The sequence below is a fragment of the Methanosarcina barkeri 3 genome (genome assembly GCF_000970305.1).
GTDB classification, from domain to species: domain Archaea; phylum Halobacteriota; class Methanosarcinia; order Methanosarcinales; family Methanosarcinaceae; genus Methanosarcina; species Methanosarcina barkeri_A.
In genome coordinates this window covers 256,386-282,116 of sequence record NZ_CP009517.1, presented here as the reverse complement: position 1 = coordinate 282,116, position 25,731 = coordinate 256,386, and the positions used below count along the sequence as shown (strand labels likewise).

General features: G+C 41.0%; 21 protein-coding genes and 2 pseudogenes. 11 read left to right on the top strand and 12 right to left on the bottom strand.

The features are described from left to right. Window positions 1-63: 63 nt before the first annotated feature. A complete protein-coding gene (locus MSBR3_RS01165; protein ID WP_048105863.1) occupies window positions 64-258 on the top strand; it encodes a hypothetical protein in 195 nt (64 codons plus the stop codon). Window positions 259-362: 104 nt separating this feature from the next. Here MSBR3_RS01165 and MSBR3_RS01160 read toward each other — a convergent pair whose 3' ends face one another. Beyond that, entirely contained in the window at window positions 363-1,331 is a 969-nt protein-coding gene (locus MSBR3_RS01160; protein WP_048109846.1) for a bile acid:sodium symporter family protein, read from the bottom strand. A 620-nt stretch (window positions 1,332-1,951) separates the two neighbouring features. Between MSBR3_RS01160 and MSBR3_RS18725 the strand changes: the two genes are divergently transcribed. From MSBR3_RS18725 to MSBR3_RS01145, 4 genes and pseudogenes are all read left to right on the top strand, one after another. Beyond that, complete coding sequence (locus MSBR3_RS18725; protein ID WP_196296986.1) at window positions 1,952-3,898, top strand: beta-propeller fold lactonase family protein; 1,947 nt, start codon at window positions 1,952-1,954, stop codon at window positions 3,896-3,898. A 95-nt stretch (window positions 3,899-3,993) separates the two neighbouring features. After that, window positions 3,994-4,134: pseudogene (locus MSBR3_RS21585) on the top strand (PKD domain-containing protein); the annotation flags it as partial. 322 nt (window positions 4,135-4,456) lie between these two features. Continuing rightward, complete coding sequence (locus tag MSBR3_RS01150) at window positions 4,457-5,167, top strand: S4 domain-containing protein (protein ID WP_048105861.1); 711 nt, start codon at window positions 4,457-4,459, stop codon at window positions 5,165-5,167. A gap of 13 nt (window positions 5,168-5,180) precedes the next feature. Next, entirely contained in the window at window positions 5,181-5,978 is a 798-nt protein-coding gene (locus MSBR3_RS01145; protein WP_329956822.1) for a DUF2119 domain-containing protein, read from the top strand. A gap of 166 nt (window positions 5,979-6,144) precedes the next feature. On the opposite strand, the gene thsA is transcribed toward MSBR3_RS01145, so the two are convergent. From thsA to aspS, 3 genes are all read right to left on the bottom strand, one after another. Further along, entirely contained in the window at window positions 6,145-7,788 is a 1,644-nt protein-coding gene (gene thsA, locus MSBR3_RS01140; protein ID WP_048105859.1) for a thermosome subunit alpha, read from the bottom strand. Window positions 7,789-8,021: 233 nt separating this feature from the next. Next, window positions 8,022-8,720, bottom strand: coding sequence for a ribose 5-phosphate isomerase A (rpiA, locus tag MSBR3_RS01135; RefSeq protein WP_048105857.1), 699 nt, complete (start codon window positions 8,718-8,720; stop codon window positions 8,022-8,024). A gap of 130 nt (window positions 8,721-8,850) precedes the next feature. Further along, a complete protein-coding gene (aspS, locus tag MSBR3_RS01130; protein ID WP_048105855.1) occupies window positions 8,851-10,185 on the bottom strand; it encodes an aspartate--tRNA(Asn) ligase in 1,335 nt (444 codons plus the stop codon). A 1,097-nt stretch (window positions 10,186-11,282) separates the two neighbouring features. Here aspS and MSBR3_RS01125 point away from each other — a divergent pair. Further along, window positions 11,283-12,020, top strand: coding sequence for a metallophosphoesterase family protein (locus tag MSBR3_RS01125; RefSeq protein WP_080942162.1), 738 nt, complete (start codon window positions 11,283-11,285; stop codon window positions 12,018-12,020). A gap of 129 nt (window positions 12,021-12,149) precedes the next feature. Here MSBR3_RS01125 and MSBR3_RS19780 read toward each other — a convergent pair whose 3' ends face one another. After that, window positions 12,150-12,320 carry a hypothetical protein gene (locus tag MSBR3_RS19780; RefSeq protein WP_155396632.1) on the bottom strand — a complete coding sequence of 57 codons (171 nt, stop codon included), beginning with the start codon at window positions 12,318-12,320 and terminating at the stop codon, window positions 12,150-12,152. A 407-nt stretch (window positions 12,321-12,727) separates the two neighbouring features. On the opposite strand from MSBR3_RS19780, the gene MSBR3_RS01120 reads away from it, so the two are divergent. From MSBR3_RS01120 to MSBR3_RS01110, 3 genes are all read left to right on the top strand, one after another. After that, the gene (locus MSBR3_RS01120; protein WP_048105851.1) at window positions 12,728-14,137 is read left to right on the top strand and encodes an ammonium transporter; all 1,410 of its coding nucleotides are present in this window, start codon (window positions 12,728-12,730) and stop codon (window positions 14,135-14,137) included. A gap of 1 nt (window position 14,138) precedes the next feature. Further along, entirely contained in the window at window positions 14,139-14,486 is a 348-nt protein-coding gene (locus MSBR3_RS01115; RefSeq protein WP_048105849.1) for a P-II family nitrogen regulator, read from the top strand. Between the two features lie 66 nt (window positions 14,487-14,552). Next, complete coding sequence (locus MSBR3_RS01110) at window positions 14,553-14,981, top strand: hypothetical protein (protein ID WP_048105847.1); 429 nt, start codon at window positions 14,553-14,555, stop codon at window positions 14,979-14,981. Between the two features lie 378 nt (window positions 14,982-15,359). On the opposite strand, the gene MSBR3_RS01105 is transcribed toward MSBR3_RS01110, so the two are convergent. Then, the gene (locus MSBR3_RS01105; RefSeq protein ID WP_230627658.1) at window positions 15,360-16,070 is read right to left on the bottom strand and encodes a phosphoribosyltransferase; all 711 of its coding nucleotides are present in this window, start codon (window positions 16,068-16,070) and stop codon (window positions 15,360-15,362) included. A 460-nt stretch (window positions 16,071-16,530) separates the two neighbouring features. On the opposite strand from MSBR3_RS01105, the gene MSBR3_RS01100 reads away from it, so the two are divergent. After that, a complete protein-coding gene (locus MSBR3_RS01100) occupies window positions 16,531-17,427 on the top strand; it encodes a hypothetical protein (protein ID WP_048105845.1) in 897 nt (298 codons plus the stop codon). Between the two features lie 27 nt (window positions 17,428-17,454). Here MSBR3_RS01100 and MSBR3_RS01095 read toward each other — a convergent pair whose 3' ends face one another. The 5 genes and pseudogenes from MSBR3_RS01095 to MSBR3_RS01075 form a co-directional block, all read right to left on the bottom strand. Next, on the bottom strand, window positions 17,455-18,345 hold the full coding sequence (locus tag MSBR3_RS01095; protein WP_048105843.1) for a thiamine pyrophosphate-dependent enzyme: 891 nt from the start codon (window positions 18,343-18,345) through the stop codon (window positions 17,455-17,457). 987 nt (window positions 18,346-19,332) lie between these two features. Then, entirely contained in the window at window positions 19,333-20,694 is a 1,362-nt protein-coding gene (locus MSBR3_RS01090) for a PFL family protein (RefSeq protein ID WP_048105841.1), read from the bottom strand. Window positions 20,695-20,755: 61 nt separating this feature from the next. After that, window positions 20,756-21,034 (bottom strand): ACT domain-containing protein, encoded by a 279-nt coding sequence (locus tag MSBR3_RS01085; protein ID WP_048105840.1) that lies wholly within the window; start codon window positions 21,032-21,034, stop codon window positions 20,756-20,758. Window positions 21,035-21,662: 628 nt separating this feature from the next. Beyond that, window positions 21,663-21,991: pseudogene (locus MSBR3_RS01080) on the bottom strand (shikimate kinase). 481 nt (window positions 21,992-22,472) lie between these two features. Beyond that, complete coding sequence (locus MSBR3_RS01075; RefSeq protein ID WP_230627655.1) at window positions 22,473-22,838, bottom strand: hypothetical protein; 366 nt, start codon at window positions 22,836-22,838, stop codon at window positions 22,473-22,475. A gap of 770 nt (window positions 22,839-23,608) precedes the next feature. On the opposite strand from MSBR3_RS01075, the gene MSBR3_RS01070 reads away from it, so the two are divergent. After that, window positions 23,609-25,069 carry a protoporphyrinogen/coproporphyrinogen oxidase gene (locus tag MSBR3_RS01070; RefSeq protein WP_048105839.1) on the top strand — a complete coding sequence of 487 codons (1,461 nt, stop codon included), beginning with the start codon at window positions 23,609-23,611 and terminating at the stop codon, window positions 25,067-25,069. 95 nt (window positions 25,070-25,164) lie between these two features. Here MSBR3_RS01070 and MSBR3_RS01065 read toward each other — a convergent pair whose 3' ends face one another. Further along, window positions 25,165-25,698 (bottom strand): tRNA (cytidine(56)-2'-O)-methyltransferase, encoded by a 534-nt coding sequence (locus MSBR3_RS01065; RefSeq protein WP_048105838.1) that lies wholly within the window; start codon window positions 25,696-25,698, stop codon window positions 25,165-25,167. Window positions 25,699-25,731 lie beyond the last annotated feature (33 nt).

Below are 25,731 nucleotides of genomic sequence, written 5' to 3'. Positions count from 1 at the left end.
ACTTATTTCCAAGGTTTTGAAACTTTTATATATTAAGTGGCCTGGAAAGCCGAGAGACCGAAAATGGAATTACAAGAAGAGCTCATCCCAAAACCAATTTTATTCCCAAATCTATTATATTATTTTCTGTTGGGAATTAAGCGAGTGTTCAAAATTCAAGGTTTTGGAATAGGCTCGAGTGCAAAATTGCTAAATATAATAATTAGAAGAGAAAAAGAAATTCTGAAGAAAAAGAAAAAAAACTATGAAAATAGATAAAAATGAGAAAAATTAGATGAATACAGGAAAAATCCGGAAAACTTATGGGAAATCACCGGATTTTTCCTGCTTCCCAACCTCTTTTTTGTAAAATCCTTTGGATTTTACCCCAATTTCTTACTATGAATGCCCTTTTTGGAAGGCATCTTACTTTTATCATGAACGGATACACTTTGTTTTGACCAGTGTCCTGCAAGAAAAGCTCCGGACAGGTTGTGCCATATACTGAAAATCGCACCCGGAAGCGCTGCTGTTGCTGTGAAATGTTTTATTGCAAGAGCTACACTCAGGCCGGAGTTCTGCATCCCGACCTCGATTGCAATAGTTCTTGCTTCGGTTTCGCTGAGCCGTAAAGCCTTTGAAACCCCATAACCACCTGCAAGGCCAAGCCCGTTATGTAAGATCACTGCAAGCAGAACCAGAGGGCCGCTTTTTCCAAGGTTCGCGCTGTTTGTCCCTATAATTACCGCGATTATAATTACTATAGCGGCGGCTGAGATTGCCGGAAAGACCTCACGTACTGCGTTTATCCTTTTTTCAAAGAAGTAGTTAATTGCAAGCCCGAGTACCACAGGCACGATTACCACATTTACAACGCTTATGAGCATGCCCATTACGTCAACATCCACAGTCTGGCCTATAAAAACCCAGGTAAGGAAAGGTGTTGCTAGAAAAGCAATCAGGGTAGAAACCGAGGTAAGTACTATTGAAAGGGCCACATCGGCTTTTGCTAAATAAGAGATCACATTCGAAGCCGTGCCGCCAGGACAGCAGCCCAGCAAAATCACGCCAGCAGCCAGATCAGGTGGAAGCTTCAGAACCTGGCAAACTATCCAGGCTGCAAGTGGCATAATAGTGTACTGCATTAAGGTACCCAGGAGGACTACCGAAGGCCTTTTCAATACTGCAAGGAAACTGTCCACCGAGAGAGTGATTCCCATCCCGAGCATAATAAGGCTTAGAAAAGGTACGATAAGCCCCTGATGAGGAGCAAAATATTCAGGATAAAAATATGCAACAACCGATAGAAGAACCGCCCAGAGGGGAAACAGAGCCGTAAATTTTTGAAGCATTTTTTGATACACTATCTCACCAGGTTTGCAGAATGGAGGGAGCCACATGCCTGAAGCATCAGGCAGAAGATCAAGTAGTAAATCATGATAAAGTAAATGTGCACAGTTTCTGTGTATTATGAATAATGAACAGTACTTTATTCCTTCGATCTGCGGTGCAGAATTGAGAATAAAGAACTGGACTTAATAATTGAACTTACTGGACTTAATAATTGAACTTACTGGATTTAAGAACTGAACTTATTGGGTTTAAGAACTGAACTTATTGGGTTTAAGAACTGAGTTCACGGATTTGAGAACTGGGTATAATTGTTAATTATAAAAATAAAATTGTCATTTAAAAATATATCTATTTCTTAGAGATAAATCTCAAAATTTGAGTTAAATTCGGAGATAATTTCTATATATGACTCCTATTTTAATCGACTAATTTTAGTTAAAATATTATAGAAGAGTTATAAAATGGAGCTTATTATAGAAATTTTTAAATCAGTTAACGTCCCATCAGTATTAATATTTTTAGTGTGATAAGTAAATAATAAGAAGCTAAGAAGGTGAAGCATATAAGCACTAAAACAAAATGTTCAATAGCTTTAGCTCTAACAATCCATTTTTTATTATTGATACTGATTTCGCCTACTACCCTGGCAACTTCAACACAAAATTCCTCGATTATAGGACCAGATGGATATCAAAATTCCTCGATTATAGGACCAGATGGATATCAAAATTCCTCGATTATAGGACCAGATGGGTATCAGAATTCCTCAATAACAGGGTCATATGCATACATTACCAGTTCCGATACGGACACTGTCGCTATAATTGACACACTGACAGATAACGTTACAAATATCGTGGATACAGAAACTTTTACCAGTACAGACATACGAAATGGAGGAGATTCTCCGTTTGGAGTGGCAGTTACCCCAAACGGGACAGAAGTATATGTGACAAACACGAACAGTGGCACTGTTTCTGTAATTGATAAAGTTACAAACAGTGTTGTAGCAATAGTGGATGTAAAAGGTTATGCTCGTGGAATTGCAGTTAACCCAACAGGAACAAAAGTATATGTGGCCAGTGATTTTATGGATTATGATAGTGAACGTGCAACTCATGGTATTGTTTCTGAAATTGATACAGCCACAAAGACGGTTACAGCCACAATAAAAGTGGGAGTAAGTCCTTATGGAGTTGCAGTCAGCCCCAATGGAACAGAGGTATATGTAGTGAACAGAGATAGCAGCACAATCTCTATAGTTGATACAACAACAAAAAAGTTCAAAGCAACAATCCCTGTGGGAGATGGAGACTATTATCCATATAATAATGAAGGGCCCACTGGGGTTGCAATCGCTCCAGACGGGAAAAACCTTTACGTGACGAGAGATGTTTATGGTAACGCTGCTGTTTTCGTAATTAACACGACCACAGAAACCATTACAGCAATAATTAAGGTAGGAACAGAGCCTAATGGAATTGCAGTCAACTCCGATGGAACAAAGGTATACGTGGCAAATTCTGGTAGCAGTACCGTTTCCGTAATTGATACATCCACAAACAATGTTACAGCTACGGTGAATGTAGGGAAAGGTCCTTACGGAATTGCAGTTACTCCGGATGGAACGAAAGTGTATACAACTAACTATCGGGACAATACTGTCTCTGTAATCGATACAAGCACAAACACTGTTATAAACACGGTCAATGCGGGAAGTCGTCCATATTCCTTTGGGCAGTTTATAGGTCCTGCCCCGGCAAATTTGATACTTCCCGTCGCAAACTTCAGCAGCAACGTTACCGAGGGTTATGTTCCGTTTTGTGTGCAGTTTAGAGACCTATCAGAAAATGCGACTTCTGTGAGCTGGGACTTTGAAAATGACGGAGTTATTAACTCCACAGACAGAAATCCAATACATGAGTACATAGTTCCTGGAAACTATACGGTTAATCTAACTGCAATTAATGAAAACGGTACAAACTCAACATTTGCTACAATTAATGCTTTAGATAAATCGGTGCCTGTCAGTCACTGGGAGTTCCACCCTGAAGAACCTGTTTCCGGGGACATATTATATATAAACGGTAGCGCTTTTCCGGGGAACAAAGTCGATGTCTTTGCAACTTTTGAGAAAACAGTACCTGTTTCAATGGGAAGATATGAATATAGTCTTGAAGACATCGTAATTCCTGAGGGTTCTAATAATTCATATAAAGTTGAGGCCCAGGGAGCCAAAAATCTCAATGTAAGGGTGAAGATGATTCTCTGGGTAACAAAAAGCTCAAAGGCTTCAGGGAATACTGCAACCGTATCTCAATCGAATGTTCCTCCGGGAAACTATAAAATGAGAATCGACGGGAATGCTGGAGAAGGTGTTTCAGAAGTTAATCTGAAGGTCACAGCTTCTCAGGAAACAAATATTGATTCTAACGGAAACTTCAATTACTCTTATAATACAACAGCTATTCCTCCAGGAATTTTTAAGATAAAGATAGGAAATATCACAAAAGAAATAACCATTAAACCTGAGAAGATAGAACAGTCTGCACCAGTGCTCCAGTAGCGAACTTTAGCAGCAATGTCACCCAGGGTTTTGCTCCTATTATGGTACAGTTTACCGACCTATCAAAAAATGTAACCGAATAGAATTGGAACTTTGAAGACGGAGCTAATTCAACCGAGCAGAATCCGGTACCTACCTACTTTGAAGCAGGAAACTATAGTGTTAATCTGACGACACTCAATCAAAATGGTACAGATTCAAAACTTGCAAAAATACTGGTTCAGAAAATCAGGTAACAGGATAAAAACGTTAAAAACAGAGATATCAAATTACATGATTGAAGTAAACAAAAAAGAAGTTCAACGCAAAAATCTGGGATACAATTCCCAGGTTCAAGTTTTATAAAAGTTTAAACCATTTCTTTGCTTATATTTTCACAACTATTTTTGCTTGCCTTTTTTACAGCAGTTTTTGCCCTGTCTTTTCAAAGCAGTCTTTACTCAGTCTTTTCACAGCAATCTTTACTCAGTCTTTTCACAGCAATCTTTACTCAGTCTTTTCTTCAATAGAACCCTGACTTGCTACCTATATATACAGGCTCTGACGATACAATGCCCCATGAGACTGGATGCATACCTTGTAGATATGGGCCATTTCAAGTCAAGGGGGCGAGCTAAGACAGCTATCCTTGCCGGAAATGTTAAGGTTAACGGCACGGCAGTGACAAAGGCCTCCAGAGACGTATCTACTGATGATATAATTGAGGTTACTGAGGGTCTGGACCAGCCTCAGGGCTATTTCAAACTCAAGCTTATTCAGGAGGAAAGCGAAATTCTTAAGCCTGGAGATAAAGTGCTTGACCTTGGTTCCAGCGCAGGTGGCTTTCTTCTTTTTGCCTCGGAAATTGCAGGCCATGTGAAAGGCGTGGAATTCAGCAAGGACTTCAGGAGCGAACTTGGAAAAATCGCATACGAAAAGGAAAATGTTGAGGTAATATTCGGAGACGTCTTCACCGTACCTCTGAATTCGCTCTCGGAAGAGCCTGTAGATGTTATTCTTTCGGACATGACCCTGGAACCTGAGGACTCAATCAAGGCTCTGTCGAGAATCCTCCCTCTACTGAAAACCGGGGGAAAGCTGCTTCAGGTTATCAAAATCCCAAAAAAGAAGAACCCAAAACCGATCTTGAGTAAAATCGAGAACCTTGGACTTGAAATTCAGCAGGTCATCAATCCCAAAAAACAGGAAATTTATGTGGTTGCAAGAAAACTCCTTCCTGAAGAGGAAGAGACATTCAAAGAAGACCAGCCAGAAGAAAAGGATTTCTGAGGCCTCGAAACATATGAATACTGACAGAATAGAGAATTCTAAAACAACAGAGAATTCTGAAGCAATAGAGAATTCTGAAGCAATAGAGAATTCCGAAACAACAGAGAATTTTGAGTCAATGGAGAACTCTAAAGGAAAAGGGAACTCAAAAGAAAAAGAAAATTCCGAGGATTCCTTTTCCGACTATCACGAAAGCGTAGATACGCGATCAGGTTCTTACCCGGATTTCGGGATGAGAATTTACGGTCACGGAAGACCGGTTCGTCTCTTTGTTGCAGGTCTCCATGGAGATGAATGGAAAGATACGACCGGACTTCTGAAGAGAATCAAACCTCCAAAAACCGGCACCCTGGCCCTGATCCCACTTGTAGACTGCGGAAAGTACATTTCAACCCTGAACCCGGACTACTATTCTGGTATCGGAAAAAAGATTGTCAGGGCGATTGAAGAGTTAAAGCCCGAAATTTACGTTGAGATTCATTCCTATTCCAGCAAAAACCTTGAAAAACTGGCAGGAAAGAACAGGTTAGAACTCATAGGAGTGCCTGCTTACAGTATTCTGAAAGAAGGAGTGCTCCTTGGTTCGGTTTCTCCCTGGATTAGAAGGAAGTATTTTCCTAAAGAATCTCTCTGCCTCTCTTTTGAACTCCTAAAAGGAAGTTTGGAATCAAGAAAATTTGCCGCCTGTATGCTTGAAATCATTAAGGAAATCCAATCACTGGATGAATTCATAGAATATATGAAAAAAGAGTTTCCTGTTCAGGCGAAAAGGGCAATGGAAGATTATCAGCGGTTTTACGGAAAAATATAACTTTTCAATCTGCTAACAGCCGGTAGTTCAAACATACTAAAGATTGTCACGAGAGAAGTTCATAAAAATGATGCTGATTGCGCAAAAAACTGAAAAAATATTGATTAAAATAAACACAAGCACAGAAATCTCTGTGCTTATCGTGATATTAATTCGAAAACTTGACTTACCTGCGCATGTTAAGTCCAGGAGCTGCCATTCCGTCATAAGTGCTTGCCATATGCTCGGGTTTGACATTCTGCATGTCAGTACGCTGGGCGCGGAGCATATCATCCACACGGAGCACCATCACTGCGGCTTCGGAACCGGATTTGATAGAGTTGACCTTAACCCTGAGAGGGTCAACAATGCCTTTTTCGAGCATGTCTTCGGCAGCACCGGTATTGATGTTCAGGCCTGCGTTTTTGTTTTCAGCATGCTTTGCCCTGAGGTTCACCATTGTGTTGATAGTGTCCAGGCCTGCGTTTCTGGCAATTGTCTTCGGGATTTCTTCAAGGGCATCTGCAAAAGCCCTGATTGCCATCTGTTCACGACCGCCTACGCTAGCGGAATATGTACGAAGCTCAAGTGCGACTTCGACTTCGGAAGCTCCACCGCCCGCAACTATCCTGCCGTCTTCAATGGTGCATTTTATTACTCTGAGAGCATCGTCAATTGCGCGCTCAAGATTGTCGACTATGTGTTCGGTACCGCCCCTAATGACAATAGATACGGATTTTGCACCCTTGCAGTCCCTGAGATAGGTCTTACCCTGGTCACCGTCACGGTCCTGTTCAAGGAGCCCGGCATGCCCGAGTTCTTTCCGGGTCAGTTCTTTGATATTGCGGATAGGCCTGCCGCCTGTGGCATCTACAAGGTGCTGCATATCCTCATTCTTAACCCTGCGGGTTGCATAAATTCCCCGGTTTTGCAGATAGGCTGCGACCTTGTCATCCATTCCTTTGGAACAGAAAACCGCGTTTGCCCCTGCCCTGATGACATAGTCTGCCATTTCGAATAAGGCTGCTTCTTCCTGCTTTACAAAATCCTCAAGATCGCCATATTCATTTATCTGAAGTTTTGCTTTGTTTGTGGTCTTGGCAATCTCCATAGGGGTATCGATCAGAGCGATCGCTGGGTTCTCAATTCTGAGAGGGAATTCCTTGTCAAGGGCGACTTTGTCTATAACAATGCCTTCGACAAACTCGGTATCTTCGATCTTGCCGCCGATATCTTTTGAAAGAATAATGTTTTTAAGGTCAACGATTCCTCTTTCACGAATTGCGAGTGCGGCATCCACACAGAGCTCCGCAATCAAACGGTTGTACCTGTCTGAAGCTTTACCTGTAATAGAGGTTTTGGCAACTTCTACAAGCTTCACCTTTTCATTCTCGACAGTCGAAACTGCCAGGTTCTCGAGAATCTCAACAGCCTTCTCGGCTGCAAGCCTGTATCCCTTAACAATAACTGTCGGGTGAACTCCACTCTCAATAAGGCTTTCTGCCTTTTCCAGCAGGCTGCCTGTAAATACTACAGCACTTGTAGTCCCGTCACCTGCCGAACTTTCAAGTGACTCTGCAACTTCGGCCACCATCTTGGCTGCAGGGTGCTCGATGGACATATCGTGTAAAATGGTTGCACCATCGTTTGTGATTGTAATGTCCCCGAGAGGATTGACAAGCATCTTATCCATTCCTCTAGGACCGAGTGTGCTCTTGACTATGCTGGCCACTGCCTTTGCAGCCGCAATGTTCATGCTGAGTGCTTCTTTTCCCTTTGTCTGCTCTTTTCTAGGATCTACTATTATAATTGGCTGGCCACCTTTTTCCATCTTAACCAAAACCTCCTTAAAATGAAGTATATGTGTCGAAGCTTTTTACTTGATAATTTGAAGTTATCCTGGCTATAGTCACTCTTAGCCCGAGATCAGTCTGAAAATATGATTTAATCAGTTGCCTTGTATGAAGAGTATTTGATCAGAAAATAACTGATAATACTTCTATAAAAACATACCGGGTATATTCCGATTCCGGAAGGTGAAACATTCATATTTCCTGATTATTTTTACTTCCTTACTATCTCTACTGATCCGTCTTTCTTCCCGATATAGAGTTCGTCCACATTAGAAAATATTCCATGCTCAACAACTCCCGGAATTGAAGATAGTTTAAGGGCCAGACCTTCAGGGTCGTTTATTACGCCTAAATTTACATCAAGTACGAAATTTCCATTATCAGTTATCACAGGCCCGTCTTTTCTCAGACCAAGCCTTAATTCGGGCTTTCCTCCCAGCTCTTTTATCTTTTTAATCACAAGAGTTTTTGCAAAGGGGAGAACTTCTACAGGTACGGCCTTATTAAGCTGAATGCTCGTTTTTGATTCGTCAGCGACGACCAGAAAATGTCTTGCAGATGCCGATACGATTTTTTCTCGGGTATGGGCAGCTCCCCCACCTTTAATTGCGTATAGCTTCGAATCGATCTGGTCTGCTCCGTCAATGGCGATGTCCAGTTTCGGATGCTGGGCAAGGTTAGCCAGAGGGATGCCGGCTTCTATGGCAAGCATTTCGGACTGATATGAGGTAACAACACCAAGGATTTCAAGTCCCTCTTCCCTCACTCGCCTGCCGAGTTCTTTTATCGTATATGCTACTGTTGAGCCCGTCCCAAGCCCTACAACCATTCCCGATTCAACCATCCGGGATGCAGCGATACCAGCTGCACGTTTTTCCGGGGAATCGGCAGATATGTTTCTTTCTGTCATGCTATGTTCCCTCCGGTTCGAATACTCTAAAAATTATGAAAGGTACTGGAAAAATTATGAAATTCTTAAGCTGGAGACTAAACTTGAAGTGTTTAAGCTGAAACCGTTTAAACTCCAAAAAGAAGGGATTTCAGGGAGAAAGTCTTCTCCTGTCCCTGGGGAAGAGTACGGTGTCCCTGATATTTTCGGTTCCGAGCATGGTCATGATAAAGCGTTCGCAACCCATGCCCCAGCCTGCATGTGGAGGCATGCCATATTCAAAAGCTTTAAGGTAGAACTCAAAGCCCTCAGGATTGAGGCCCTGTGATTCTATCCTGCTCTTAAGCAAGTCCGGAATGTGGATACGCTGAGCTCCTGATGAGAGTTCCATTGTACGGTGCATCATATCAAATGACTTACTGAACTCCGGCCTGTCCTCGTAAGGCATGGCATAGAAAGGTTTAATTTCAGTCGGCCAGTCAATAATGAAATAGTGAGATTCCCCTGTGGTCTCGTAGACGTAATTGCCCACGATATGCTCTCCGGATGTACCCAGATCGTCTCCCCAATGCATTTTCTCTTCCGAGCGGGCGTTTATGATCTCGATTACTTCGTCATAGGTGAGCTTAAGGAAAGGAGTTTTCGGGACTTTGAGCTCAATTCCAAGTGTTTCAAGAGAAGGCTGGCATTTCTCAATAACCTGCGTGTAGACGTAAGCCGCAAGGTTTTCGAGAATCTCCATTACATCGAAGTGGTCTGCAAAGCTTACCTCAACATCGATAGAAGTAGCTTCATTCAAATGTCTGCGAGTGTCGTGCTCTTCGGCCCTGAAAATAGGACCTATTTCAAAAACCCTATCAAAACCGCCGCTCATAAGGATTTGCTTGAAGAGTTGAGGACTCTGGTTCAAAAAAGCTTCCCTGTCAAAGTATGTAATCGGGAACAGTGCAGTTCCTCCCTCGGTTGCAGTTGCTACGACCTTGGGGGTTGCAGTTTCGATAAATCCGTTTTCAACAAAGTATTCCCTGATAGCCTGCAGAGCCTGATGCCTTATCTTAAAAACCGCAGTAGTTTCGGCCCGCCTGAGGTCGATAAACCGTGAGTCCAATCTGGTATCCAGTTCAGCTTCTACCTTGCCTGTAGTATCCATTGGCAATGGAGAATTTGCAACATTCAGGACAGTAATCTCCTCAGGAAGCAACTCGTATCCGTTTGGAGCTTTCTCTTCGAATTTAACGGTGCCGGTTACTGAAATTACTGACTCGCGTATAAGCCTTCTTGCAGCATCAAATAGCTCTTTATCGATCTTTTTCTTTACAAGAGTAACCTGAGCCTTTCCTTCGCGGTCTCGAAGCACTACAAAACAGATCCCTCCGAGGTCTCTTACCTCATGGACCCAGCCTGCCAGAGTAATTTTCTGACCGTTGTCAACATTTTCAGGCTTGACATCGGCTGTATAATGTGTTCTAAGTTTTGCTAATGACATAAATTCACCTTGATTTGGGGTAATAAATGAAAAATATAAGGATGAAGCTGAAACGTAGGTGAATAGTCATAACTCATTATTAATTTATTTGTTGCCCGAGTCCCGTCTCGGGAGGACGGGGCCCTTTTCGCTCACGTAGTTCGCTCAAGAGGGCTGAAGCATAATGAAAAACACTGAAACCTAAGTCCTGTCTCGGGAGGACGGGGCCCTTTTCGCTCACGTAGTTCGCTCAAGAGGGCTGAAGCATAATGAAAAACACTGAAACCTAAGTCCTGTCTCGGGAGGACGGGGCCCTTTTCGCTCACGTAGTTCGCTCAAGAGGGCTGAAGCATAATGAAAAACACTGAAACCTAAGTCCTGTCTCGGGAGGACGGGGCCCTTTTCGCTCACGTAGTTCGCTCAAGAGGGCTGAAGCATAATGAAAAACACTGAAACCCAAGTCCTGTCTCGGGAGGACGGGGCCCTTTTCGCTCACGAGTTCGCTCAAGGGGCTGAATTATGGGCTAGAGAAACTGAGATAAACCTAGAAAGCTAATTTAGGGGCAAGAAAGGCTATATTCTTAACTCGCTCCGGAGAGATTATTTGCTTAATTAACTGGTCTAACGCAAATCTTTTGTGAAAAGGTTTGAACTAAAATTCGTGGCAGCATTTGAGCTTTAAAAACTTATCCCCTAACTCTATCCTACGTGATCAAAAGTTGCAGCTCAATGCTTTTACAAGCTACCTAATTTTAAAAGTTCTAGTCTTTCTGCCCGACTTATTTTGGTATTTTTATGACAACATGATGATATGGAACCTGCCGCCGCGCGCTCGCCTACTGGTAGAAGATGGGCTGAAATGAGGTGTGTGCATATCGGGTAATTTAGGTATGTGATTTTTATAGATATTGTTCATGAACATTAATCAGGTACATATTTATACTACACAAATAAGGTTTTAGGATGAAAATCTCCTTTTTTAATGAATTATAATTAGATATTCTCGAATATGTAGATTTGAGAGATACCTATATATAATGGTACAGAAATCCTGTGCTCTGAATATAAGAGATTCAATGTATGTTACAAAATTAAGAAAATGAGAGGAAGAAGAAATTATACAGATTGTACACCTTTCAGATATCCATTATTCAGATGCGTACTTTATTCCGGAGATTGCAGAGTCTATGGTTGACAGTATAAACCGACTGGAACCAAACCTTGTAGTGATTACAGGTGACCTGACTGAGAATGGGTTTTCAGCAGAATATGATGGAGTAAAAGGGTTTATTGACAGGATTGAATGCAAGAATAAAATTCTTGTCCCGGGTAACCATGACTCGAAAAATGCAGGATATGTGCATTTTGAAGATCTCTTTACAGACCGGTATTTTTCGCGGAATTTTGAGGATGTTACGGTTGTAGGGGCCGATTCGTCACAACCCGATCTCGATGAAGGTCATCTGGGCAGGGAAAACTATGGCTGGATTAAAGAAGCCTTTTCAGGGGAAAATTTCAAGGTTTTTGCCATGCACCACCACCTTGTTCCTATACCTCTGGCAGGAAGGGAAAATACTGTCCTTGTGGACGCAGGCGATGTCCTGGAACTTCTAAACCGCTGCAAAGTTAATCTTGTCCTCTGCGGGCACTGCCACATTCCCTGGGTCTGGAACCTCAATAACATGCTTGTGGTAAATGCAGGCACATTCTGTTCTTCCAAAACCAGGGGAAAAACCACGCAGTGTTATAACCTGATTCAGGCTGACAAAGAGAATTCAAACGGAAACTGGAAAGTCAGGGTGTCCAGAGTCTTTTCAAAAGGAGATAGGGAACTGGTCACTGAGACAGTCATGTAAAGCCCCATAAACATTTAAAATTTCTAATTCTTTTTCTTTTACTTTTTTCCTATTATCTTTTTTCTTTTTTCTATTATCTTTTTTCTTTTTTCTTTTTTCTTTTTTCTATTATCTTTTTTCTTTTTTCTATTATCTTTTTTTTTCTATCATCATTTTTCTTTTTTTATTATATTTTTTCTTTTTTCTTTTCTCTATTATTTTTGATCTTCTTTCCTTTTTTTCTACTATCTTTCTTCCTTTATGTCGAAAGTGAAACAAAACCTCACATGCTTTTTTATTTCTTTCATAATATTTTTTCATTCTAAATGTTTTACTTGAATTTTATAAATATTTAATAATTATTAAAACATATCCAAACTGGAATTTCATCTTCATACTAAAGAGACCTAATAAAAAAATTTGGTTGTTTTTGAGAAAAAGAACAGGAATCATATCAGCATGCCCAATCTATAAGGCTTGCACAGATGCCTGCAGTTTGAGTTTGTATGTTTCAGCTTTTTGTAGCTAACTTGGAGAGTTTTCCTACAAATTCAAAGAATTAGTTTTCATGAGGGATTACGGTTTTTACTTATTTCTGGACATGTGTAGCAGATTACTTTTTAATTATTTTTCTGTTTACATTGTAATACATATCACGCAAGATGGAAAAGTATATATATCATCAAGTAGTCAACCGGTTACCTACTTCTGGTGAAAAGGAGGCAAATATGTTGAAAAAGATGGAAAAATTAAATAGACTACCGATAGTTACTTTTGTTTTACTTATAGCACTGGTTTCACCAGCTTTTGCGGTAACGGCTGATGAAAATGCAGCAGCGATCGAAGAAGTAAAGACTACACTAACGTTTATGTGGTTGTTACTTGCAAGTGGACTGGTATTCTTTATGCATGCAGGTTTCTCACTCGTGGAAACTGGACTTACGAGAAGTAAAAATACCGCCAATATTCTGATGAAAAACTTTATGACTGTTGTCCTGGGCATTCTCGTCTACTGGGCCGTTGGTTGGGGCATAATGTACGGAGCTGATGTCGCAGGCATAATAGGAACCAATCAGTTCTTCCTGGCAGGTGCGGATAACGCAATCTGGAACTCGTGGTTCTTCCAGATGGTTTTCGCGGCTACTGGTGCTACTATAGTTTCAGGGGCAATGGCTGAGAGAACCAATTTTAAGGCTTATCTTGTCTACTGTGTCATGATGGTAGCCGTAATTTACCCTATATACGGCCACTGGGTCTGGAGTGGAGCGGATATGGCTCTCTTAAGTGGCGCCGATAGCCCAATAGTAAAAGCAATCGGAGTGGCGAGCCATGACTTTGCCGGTTCCGGGGTCGTACACTCAATAGGAGGATATTCTGCCCTTGCGGGTGTGCTTCTTGTGGGCGCAAGGATAGGAAGATTTAAAGACGGAAAACCCGTACCTATTCCAGGTCATAACCTGACTATTACTTTCCTGGGGACTCTTATCCTGGCTCTCGGATGGCTGGGATTCAATGGAGGAAGCACCCTCAATGCCAATGATCCTTATATGAACCTGGTAGTAGTCAATACCTTCCTTGCAGGGGCTGCAGGAGCTCTTACGGTCATGGTTATTACCTGGATAAAGACCGGAAAACCGGACCCCTCCCTCACTGCAAACGGGCTTCTCGGCGGGCTTGTAGCAGTCACCGCTCCCTGTGGATCGATATCAAACTGGGCAGCCCTGGCGATTGGTCTTGTTGCCGGGATAATAATTTACGCAGGTGTCATGTTTAACGAAAATAAACTAAAACTGGACGACCCTGTAGGTGCAATTGCAGTGCACGGATACTGTGGAAGCTGGGGACTGATCTCTGTCGGGCTCTTTTCCATAGGAATTGGAAACGGGATTCTTGCAGACGCCTCATATGCTGCTCAAGTCCCTGGACTCTTCTATGGCGGAGGAATCAGCTTACTCCTTATCCAGCTTGTATCAGTACTTGTAACCATGGTCTGGGGCTTTGGACTCTCTTATATAATCTTTAAAATCCTCGATGCCGTAATAGGGCTTAGAGTATCTGAAGAAGAAGAAATCGAAGGCCTCGATATCTCTGAGCACGGAATTAGAGCATATCCCGAGTACCTTATGAGGGAGGACTAACATGACTAAAATGTATAAAATAGAAGCAATAATAAAACCCCATAAACTGAATGAGGTAAAAGATGCCCTTGAAGAAGCCGGATATCCTAGCCTGACAGTAACTGATGTCAAAGGACGTGGACAGCAGAAAGGAATCGTGCAGCAATGGAGAGGTAAGAAATATTGTGTGGATCTTCTTCCCAAAACCAAAATAGAGATTGCGGCCCCTGAGGATAAAATTGAAGAAATTATGAAAATTATTCAGAGTGCAGCGTATACCGGAGAAATTGGAGACGGTAAGATCTTCGTCATTCCCGTTGAAACTGTAGTCAGAATAAGAACTGGAGAACAAAATGGAGATGCTCTTTAAACTGCATCCCCTTTTTCTTAATTTACAATTATTATTAAACAACTCTAGAAATCAGGTAGAAGAACTATGACCGAGTTTAAATCTGAAACTCCAACATTTGAAATCCCCCATAGATACGGGATGCCTGTAATCAATTTATACTTTTATGTAGGGTTGATTTCCGCTATCCTGTTAAGAAGTATAATTATAGCTGACCACTACAGCATTTTCTGGGGAAAAGCAATCTGGTATATCGGAGTAGTAGGTTATCTATGGTTCTTCACACACAGATACCATATTGCGAAGAGAAGGTTTGGCGTTGTCAAAAACCTGGACCTGCTGGAAAAAATAAAGAGACAGCAGAAACTTACGGATAAAGACCTTGAAGGACTGGAATATTTGCTGTGCAGTCTTTCGATATCAAAAGAACGTGCAAATTACCTGATCATCTCAGTACTTTCAATTGTTGCAGTAGTGGTATCTCTGAGCCTTGATCTGGGAATTTTGAAGTTATAAATGAGATATATTCATTATACCCTCAAAAATAGAGAATTTTATAATATTATTACTTTAGGAGTGTAAAAGGTCGCAACATCCTGTCCTTTAGATGGGAGATGAAGCTAACCTTTTCCCTTTTCATCTTTTTTGTTCTATAGATGATCCGTTAATTCTATCAATCTATTAATTCTATTAATCTGTTAATTCTATCAATCTATTAATTCTATTAATCTATTAATTCTATCAATCCGTTACCCCTAGAACCATTGATTCTATCAATCCGTTAACTCTAAAACCATTGATTCTATCAATCCGTTAACTCTAAAACCATTGATTCTATCAATCCGTTAATTCTATCGATCTTATCTTTTGGTTAGAACCCTTTTCCTGAAGTACCTACTGCTTGATACTCCATAGCTTTCTTTGATTCTGTTCTATGCTTTCAAGCTCACCCCTTTCCGTTAGATCGCCCAGAATTTCGAGAAGTTCGAATTCCTTGAGATCCAGCTCATACCTATGTTTAAACTCGGCTATAATTTGAGGGAGATCAAGAGGCCTGTTCTGGAGAATCTTTTCTGCAAAACCTGCCAGATCCTCATACCTGGCCCAGGGATAAATTATCCAGCGCCATTTGAGAATCTTCTGAGCATAAAAGTCAGGTGTGAAAGCCGAGCAGGTCTTATGCTGGAGGACTGCAGTCCTGACATCTGTCGTATTCAGACTCAGGACGTAGTCCGCTGCAAGCTTGAGTGTCTCACCGGTGTCGGTTACATCATCAATAATTAAAATTTTTTTTCCTGATATATTCTCAGGAATAGGAAATTTTATTCTTGTCTCTTCCAGCGTGTCTGCAGCTCGTGTGTAATGCTCGATCTTCATTGAGGTAAGGTCACTGAAGAGCAAAAAGTCGGAAACCAGCCTTCCGGGCACATAACCTCCTCTCCCTACGGCAACAATCAGGTCAGGTATATAACCAGAAGCTTTAATTTTTCGTGCAAGAATTTTGGAAAGCTTCAAGACTTCATTAAAGCTTATCAGCTCACACCTGAATGAGTTATTTTCTGACTGAAACCTGGATTGCTGAAACTCAATTTTCCTTTCCTGCATCAGATAAATCGCCTTCTTAACACATGTCTTATAATGAAGGTAATGAGAATTGGCGGATACCTAATAAGGAGAAATAACATCTTCCCTAACGAGTTTATCAGTCTAATGACTTATTAATTCGCCTGAATGTTTACAGATTACCTGAAATATTCAGAGCCGGTAAACCATAAATCAAGAGTATAAGAGTATCTGAGAAATAAGTAAGGTATCTGAGAAATAAGTAAGGTATCTGAGAAATAAGTAAGGTATCTGAGAAATAAGTAAGGTATCTGAGAAATAAGTAAGGTATCTGAGAAATAAGTAAGGTATCTGAGAAATAAGTAAGGTATCTGAGAAATAAGTAAGAAAAATAAGTGGGACAGATATTGACAAGGGAAAAAAACTTTGAGAAAAAGGTGTACTCAATCTCTAGTCTGAGTTTTTTATGAAAAGAAATACTCGCTGAAAGGAGTCTTATGCCATGTTTTCAAAGGAAGAAGACAAAATGGTAAGCCTTGGGTTTAATTCGATTAATGAGGGATTTGACGAAGGAGTTAGCAAGGCCATTAATTTCCTGACTGAAATTGGCACATATTATCTAAACGAAAGAAAGGAATCGGAAGCTGAAAAAACGGTAGTTTCCATAAAGGAAATCGGAAAAGCTGCTACTCTCCAGGGCATGGCGAATGCCGCAGTCAGTGCTATCCGCGCCCTTGAAAAACTACTGCAGGGCTCCATAGAGCAGAATATGCAGGACATAGCTATCCGAGTGCTACTTTCGTTTGGAGCTATAGGAAAAACGGCTGCAGAACAACAGATGGAAATGGTAGCAAAGCTTGCAGCTTCAGTGCTCGGAAAAAGCGGAAATACGGCAGCTCTCCTTAACAGGGAGAGAGAAACCATGGCAGTTATAATCGGGCTTGGAGAAATCGGAAAAGCTGTTACCAGGATGAAGTTTCCGGATCTTTCGGAAAATACGGCAATATGTATCTCGTGCCTTGGAGACGTCGGAAAACTTACGGCTCAGAAAAACCTTGAGAAGGCTGCAGTGGGAGTAGAACTTATGCTTCAGGAAATGGCAGCCGTAGCTATGCAGGAAAACCTCCAGAATACGGTAAGGAGTATCACAAACTCTATTGAAGAAGTTGGGAGAAACGCTGAAGAAGAAAACATGGAAAACGCAGTTATCCAGGCAATCTCTGCTCTCCAGATCATTGTGAGCAATGCAGGAAACAGGTATCTGAACGATGCCTCAATTGCAGCTAAGGTAGCCCTTGAATCCTTTAATGAGCTTGATATAATAAACGATGAAGCTAACATAAAAAAGATAGAAGCAATAAGGGAAACGATGAGAGCACTATGGGTAGATTCGATATAAAAGTTCAGGCTGCCGGAAATTCATTTTTCACTGAAGCCCGAAGTGTTTTATGTTCCAGTCAGCCATGGCCTGAATCTTCTTGATTTCTTCCTCACCGCCTTCCATGGTGAAGAGGTGTTTGAACCTTTTCTGGATTCTAAGATATTCTTCGACAGGCCTGGGATCTTTAACTTTCCTGACCTGGGTAATTTCCCCGTTTTCCATCTCGTACATAGGCCAGAGGCAGGTTTCAACTGCGAGTTTGGCGATTTCCAGGGTCTTTGAGGTATCAAAGCCCCAGCCTGTTGTACAGGGAGCATGGGCATGGATATAGGTAGGGCCCATGGTTTCAGTTGCCTTCTTGACCTTTCGCATCATGTCTCTTGAAAAACCTATGGAAGTTGTGGCCACATAAGGAGAGCCATGGGCTGCCATGATAGCAGGCATATTCTTTTTAAGAAGGGGGTTTCCAAAGGAAAATTTGCCTGCTGGGGTCGTTGTGGTGCTAGCACCATAGGGTGTTCCACTGCTACGCTGGACTCCAGTGTTCATATAGGCTTCATTGTCCATACAGACATATGTAAAGTCATGACCCCGCTCAAACGCACCTGAAATAGCCCCGAAGCCTATGTCCATCGTAGCACCGTCGCCTGCAAGAACTATGATTTTGGTATCTTTCTTTTTGCCAAGGGCTTTTAAGCCAGCTTCAATACCTGAGGCCACTGCAGCTCCGTTTTCAAAGAGAGAGTGGATCCACGGAACCTGCCATGAAGACAGCGGAAAAGGTGTACTTGTGACTTCCAGGCAGCCAGTCGGATTGACAACAATGCTGTCAGGACCTGCTCCCATGAGTGTAAACTTTGCAGCAAAAACGTCACAGCAGCCCGGACAGGCGCTGTGCCCGGATGTAATATAAGTTTTCGGTGCAGTTCTACTCATTACCATGCCTCCTTAAGTTCCAGAGACCAGCTTTCAAGCGGAGTTCGGAATTGGAGCTCGGAGTTTTGCACCCTGAATTCTTGAATTCTCTCGTATTTTCTAAAAACTTTGCAGTAGCACTATTCATCGAATGTCTCAACCTCCTGGTCTGCAACAACTAGTTGACAACAGGTTAATTGCACACAAATCTTAACAGTAACCGGATCTCGATTGAATCTAAATGTTACAACGAATCTTATTGGTATTTTGGGAATACGTTAGTGATATAGGGAATCTCCATCTAATGAAAAACTAAGGATTTTCATTGAAAGACCTTCATCAAAAGAACAACAGATCAAAAGAATAATAAGAAATCCAGAGAAGAAGTCCAGAGGCGCTGAATCCATTTACCGCATCCCCCAATACAGCCTCTTCGAAAACATCATGCTCCCCCAAACATGTTCATTCGAAGAGAAGGATCAGCGTCCTCAGGATGTTCATTTAGTCAATTATACCCCAATTTGTCCCCTTACTCCAAAATATACGAGTAACGTAAATTATTTTAAATTAATTATACAAAAAATTGCTTTCAAGCAAATATTATTTCCAAACGAAAAATTATAAGCTTAAACAATTAAAAATTGCCTGTAAAATATAATTTCATGATAGAAATTGGAAAATATAATTTCATGATAGAAATTGGAAAATGTTATTCCATAACAGAAATCAGTAATCTTATGTTGAAAAAATTATGGTAGCTTAACTCATTTCCGGAAAATAAAAATAAGTTGCCGGGTTTACCGGCTCAGTCCATCATCCAGAAAAAGTATCAATCTTCCTGAAAACATTAGAATATGAAGGGTAGCTGATTGTTTTTAGGATAATACTCAGATTCTTCATATGGTTCGTTATCTCGGTTTGTTTTCAATTTGTTATTTCACTTTGCTATTTCAGTTTTTATTTCAATCCTGATTTCAATCCTGATTTCAATCCTTGTTAGTTCAGTACTTAGTTTGTAAGTGACTGGATAGGAGCCGGGATTCTTCCTCCTCGTTTTACAAAAGTCTCGGAACTGAAATTGCTTACTGGCATAATAGGGGCATTTCCAAGCAGGCCGCCAAATTCTACGGAATCTCCAACCTCTTTTCCAGGCGCAGGAATAATTCTGACTGCTGTTGTTTTTCTATTTATCACTCCTATGGCCATCTCGTCAGCGATAATAGCCGAAAGGGTGGAAGCAGGAGTATCACCAGGAACTGCAATCATATCAAGGCCAACCGAGCAGACGCTGGTCATAGCTTCAAGCTTTTCCAGGCTGAGGGCTCCTGCCCTGACAGCTTCAATCATGCCTGCGTCCTCACTGACAGGGATAAAAGCCCCACTCAGGCCTCCTACTGAGGAAGAAGCCATTGCCCCTCCTTTTTTTACAGCATCGTTCAGGAGAGCAAGGGCTGCAGTAGTCCCGTGAGCCCCGCAACGCTCAAGCCCCATTGCCTCAAGAATCGCAGCAACACTATCACCGATTACAGGCGTCGGAGCCAGGGAAAGATCAAGAATTCCGAATTCGACTCCAAGCCTTCGTGAAACTTCTCGGCCCACCATTTCGCCCATGCGAGTTATTTTAAATGCTGTCTTTTTGATGGTCTCCGAAATTTCCGTAAGATTGGGGTTTTCAAGCTCACAGATTGCAGCATTCACAACGCCAGGCCCACTTACCCCAACGTTGATAACGCATTCAGGTTCACCGATTCCGTGAAAGGCTCCTGCCATAAAAGGATTGTCTTCAGGGGCATTTGCAAAGGTCACAAGCTTGGCACAGCCTATCCCATCCCTATCCGCAGTCAAATCCGCAGTTTTTTTAATTATGCCTCCCATCAAGCCAACTGCGTCCATGTTAATCCCGGTTTTTGTAGTGGCAACATTTACCGATGAGCAAACTTTTTCTGTGCTTTCAAGAGCTTCAGGAATGGAATTGATAAGCTTCAGGTCCCCTATAGTTGCACCTTTGTGAACAAGGGCACTGAAACCTCCTATAAAGTCTACCTGTGAATCTTTCGCAGCTTCATCCATTGTTTTTGCTATGGAAACAAAATCCGGAGACCTGCAACTTTCGGCTGCTACGGCTATTGGAGTTACTGATATCCGCTTATTGATTATCGGAATTCCGTAGAGGCTCTGGATTTCATTCGTCGTACGAACAAGTTCTTTTGCACGGGTGGTTATCTTTTCATAAATATTCTCATTGAAAACTTCAATATCAGGGTGACTGCAGTCCCTCAGACTAATACCCATTGTTACGGTTCTGATGTCGAGATGTTCCATCCTGACCATCTGAATTGTTTCCAGGATTTCGTTTGGATTTATATACATGAAAGGTTACCTCTCGTTTCAGACAGATTAATTTTCCAGACCACTTCAGATCGTCTCCAGATCAGATCCTGTGCATGAAACGAAATGCGTCCTCATGCTGTACTTTGACCTCGACTCCAAGGCTCTGTCCCTCTACACTCATAGCCTCCTGGAAAGCCGCAAGGTCGAAATTCTCCTGTGGAGCTTCTGCAAGCATAATCATGGTAAAAATACCCTGCATGATAGTCTGAGTGATATCGACAATGTTTACATTGAAACTTGCCATCACACTAGTGATTCTGGCAACAATTCCTACCCGGTCGCTGCCTATAACCGTAATTATGAAACGACTTGATGCCATTTTATGTCTCCTGCTGCTCGGACCTTTTTTCCTGCAGGCCGATGCTCAAATATTATAAACTGAAAAATTTGTATAAACTGAGAAATTTTGTATAAACTGAGGAATTTTGCTCAGATTGAAGACCTGATTGCTAATAAAGTGAACTATTGTTTTAAATAAACCGTTCTAACAGGCTATTAATGGGGTAAACCATGTATCTGGTAAAGCAGTTTCTTAACTGCTTTGAAGCAAACTGTCTTTAAAGTAAACCATCTACGAAGCCGATTGTTCTTAAAGAGAACTGTTCCTAGATGAAAATGACCCTACAGAAAACCATTCTTAAAGTGTAGACTCTATAGAAAATTAAATCTCTATGGAAAATTAAATTTCTTTCGGAAATTAAATAACATATCGATCTAAAAACCCTAACTTAGAAAGAGTAACTATGTTAAAACACAACTGAAAACCTTAATAAACCAGTCTGAGTCATAGTCTCAGGTATTCTCCTCAAAACAGAGTTCAATGATCTTTTCAGTGATTTCTTGAATATTTTCTTTTCCGTTGAGCTTTATTGAAAAATCGGCATATTTCTGATATAGAACCATTCTTTCTTCAAAAAGTTCTTTCAGGCTCCTATTCCTGAGTCCTACTATGCCCCTTTTTCTTGCGTTGGGAAGCCTTTTGGCAATGTTTCTGAATGCAGTGGAAAGAATATTTTTGAGATTGTTTTTAAGTGAGTCATGGCTTTTTCGGAATAAATCACACTCCCACCAGGAGGAATAACGCTCCTATCCACCTGCTCGAGCCTTAGAATGGCTTCTTCTTCAAACCTGATAAAAGCCAGATCTCCCTCTTTATCGATCAGAGTCTGGAGGGGCATTCCTGTTTTTCCCTTATCAGGTGATCCACATCGATAAAAGTATATCCAAGGTGCTTAGCAAGTGATCTCCCTATAGTACTTTTTCCCGCTCCTGCCATGCCGATTAATGTAATGTTCAATGTGATACTCTCCAAATTTTGGAAATAAAGGAACTCGCTACCTCAAGCTTCACTGTACAACGGTCATTGCGCCTTAAATCATTCGAACAAAATATACTCTCCAGCTATATAAAACGTATAGCGTTTTCTGTTTACCTGGAAATGATAATTAAATCTAACTGATAACTTGAAATTCCAAAAAATGGACCGGAATCCTCCTGTATATGTTATTATTAGGTAGATATTATGAAAATACCCGGACAGAAAGAAATGATGTTCATAAATAGTTTGAGAAATCGAGAAACAAGCCAGATAGACAAAAAAACAGCCTATAGCGACCCCGCAAAATAAAGCTAAGGTGAGACTTATAACAAGAAGAAGTTAAAAAAGAAAGCAAATAAACTTTAAGAGGAAAAAACTGATTTGGAGAGTTTGTTTTCTTAAAAAAACTACTTCTTAAAGAGAATATTTCTTAAATAGACTACTTCCTGAATAGACTACTTCTTAAAGAGTTCTTTCTCAAATATTGATCTTTCCGGTTTACAGGTTCACCCTCAAGGCTGTGAATATGCCTCTCAATCGCTTTCGGAGAGTGAAGGAAAGAGAGTATATACTCAGAAAGGACAGTTCTGGTACCTGAAATATAATGCTTCAAAAGTCCTCTGGCAGTTAACTTATCAACCTGCTCGAGGGAAACAATAGCAAGATACATGAGAAGTCGAATGAAAAATACGAGATGAAGCACAAGCATTTTGACCCAGGGACTATCCGAACTGATCGCCATCCCGCAGATCCAGCTGCAAAGCCTGAGAGAATATGAAATAAGACTGTTTTTATACAGATTCAAAAACAGTAGGAGGAATATAAGAAAAATCAGACCTCCAACTATGAGAGATATTTCATGAGCTGAATACATAAGAGCCATAAACCTTTACTTTCTGTTACTATTTTAATTTATGTACTTTTATTGCTTTTCGGAGCGTATGAGGACGTCAAAAAGTTATAACTTGAGTTCACAGAGTTAATCAAGGAATGGGTTTGGTTCAGCTAATAATGAAAAAGGAAACAATAATAGCCAGACAGAATGCTCGGAAAAGCGAAAAAATCCGACCAAAAAATATTTCCGCTCCCTATGTCTTTCTACAAGACTTTAACACAGTTTTCCGAAAATTATTATGTGCTAACACCTATATGTGTTAACACCTATTCTTCTGGCAGAACGAAAAACGGGAAAAACCAGGTCATGCTTTAGCAGAAGGAGCGGGTCTATCTGTAGACACTCCGTTCAAGGTAAAATATGCATTTAATACTTTTTCAGCAAATAGTAATAATAAATAGAAACAATATTTAGTATTCTCAGATATTTATGTTGATTTCACCTGTGACCAGGCAAACTTTTGTTAATAAAGAGTCTCCATAAAGTTAAAATTCGAAGAGAAATTCTAAAATTATCAGCAAGTTATGAGTAGTAATAATAACTAAAACAGTCACATTAAAACAGTCACACTAAAACAATCACACTAAAACAATCACATTAAAACAATCACATTGGTTATAGTGGCTAGAAATTAGCCTCACGGGAAAATATAGGGCGTAAAAATAGAGGTTGTTTTGAAAATGAAAAAGTATGACGTAGTTGTTGTCGGGGCGGGCATAAGCGGGCTTTTAGTAGCTCTAACACTTTCCAAACACGGAAAAAAGGTTCTTGTTCTTGAGAAAAGGCAGCATATTGGAGGAAATTGCAATAGCTACATGGTAGAGGGCTATCAGGTAGATACAGGAGTACATGCGATAACCCATCTGATTGAAGGACCCCTGAAGAGATTGATGGACAATTATTTTGATTATCTACCTATATTTGAAGACTACGGGTACTACTATATTCGAACTGAAAATACTTTTGTCAAAGTTCCTTCCAATCTCAAAGATTTCGTTACTTTTGATGTGCTTCCTAGAAAGGACAGAGTTTTGCTTTCCCAGACCCTTACAAAAGCTTTTACTCTTTCTTCATTCGGAATAGATCTTTCGAATAGATCGGTATACGATTTCATGCCAAAGAGTCTTTCTGAAGATACATACGATTTTGTGGACACAATGTGTAGGTCTCTTTCTGGAAAAGCCATGAAAGAGACTTCAGCTCAACGCGTTCTGTATGGTAGTAGTTTTGTAAGAGATAGCGTTACTCAAGAGCAGTTTAATGCCATGATAGGAAAGCTTGAGCCTAAAAAACGTCAGTCTGCAGAGTCTATTCTTGCCTCAGTCCTCCCGTATCATCTCCATGCTTCACTTCAGGCCAGAATGACAAAAATCACGCAGCCTTTTACATCTCTGGAAAGGCTTGCTACAAATGAAGTAAATGATTCACAGGGTTATCCCAGAAAAGGATTAAAGGCTCTGCTTAATGCTATCCTCTACTCACTTCCGGAAACAGTTGAGATCAAAAAAGAATGTGAAGTAAGCTCTATTTTAGTACAGGACGGGAAGATATTAGGTGTAGAAGCTGATGAGATCTATAGCTCAGATATTGTTATCTACACGGGATTTGCAACAGAGCTTCCCAAGCTTATAAAGGATCTTCCTTCAGAGTATGTAGCAGACCTAAAAGATATTGTCCATAACAAAAGCCTTACTATCTGGCTTGGAATGGAAAAAAAGATTCCAGAATTTAATTATACAGGCTCAGAGATTTGGTTTAAGGACCTTGCTTACTGGGCATCTCCTATAAGCAATTACGATCAATCACTTGCTCCTAAAGACAAACAGCTTATAGGCTTTACTTTCATTCTCAATGAGAATAATAGTGAAAAGCATGAACTTAAAAAAGCCTATGACACCATTTTCCACGCTATTCCAAATGCCGAGAAACGTGTTGATATGCAGCATGAGCAGATAACAATTCCCGAAAAAGCTACAGTCTCAATAGATGGAAAGTTTGTAGATATCAGAACTCCGATTCAGAATCTCTATATAGCTGGCACAGATACCGATAAACGAAGTATGGGAATCACCCGGGCTTCGTATTCGATCATTGAGCTCTTAAAGGTTCTTAATGAAGATGGAAATCTGCATGAAACATAATAAGATGGAAATCTGAAAATTAAAAACTAGAGACAAAGGTAAAGATCCTGATAAAGAGGACACAGGCTATAAAGAAAAGTTAAAAGGGAATAGACTTAACCCCTGAAGTTTTCTATAACCTGTTTACCTCTTTCTGCTGGCACAATTGTCAGCTCTGCATTTGGAAATTCCCTTTCAAGCGGTTCGTCATCTGCAATTCTGTCCATGGTGATTGCAACTGCTGCAACCTCGGAATGAGGCTGGCTTCCAACTGCAACATTCCAGTCCGCAAGCTGGTAGATTTCAGGAGGTACCTTTTCTGCTCCTACGACTATCATAAGCCTGTCACAGTTTTTAAGTTCGTCCGTGACATCGGGCAAATTGACTCCATACATTGACAGGTGGCAAACTTTTCCGCCGGCAGCTTTCCATTCCTTGATTTCCTGCTTATAATTGACATTGTTTTTAATATAGAAATCTCCGCCCCAGCGCCTGACAACATCCTCAAGAGTTTCTACTATTCCTGGATCATTCGAGGCAAGGAGCATACCTTCTGCACCGAGCAGCCGAGCAGTTAAGCCCACGTGGGTTGTGATTCTTTTATCCCTCTCAGGGCGGTGCCCCAGGCGCAGCAAAACAATCTTTTTCATGCTCGTGCTAAAAACCTGCAAGGTATTAAAGGA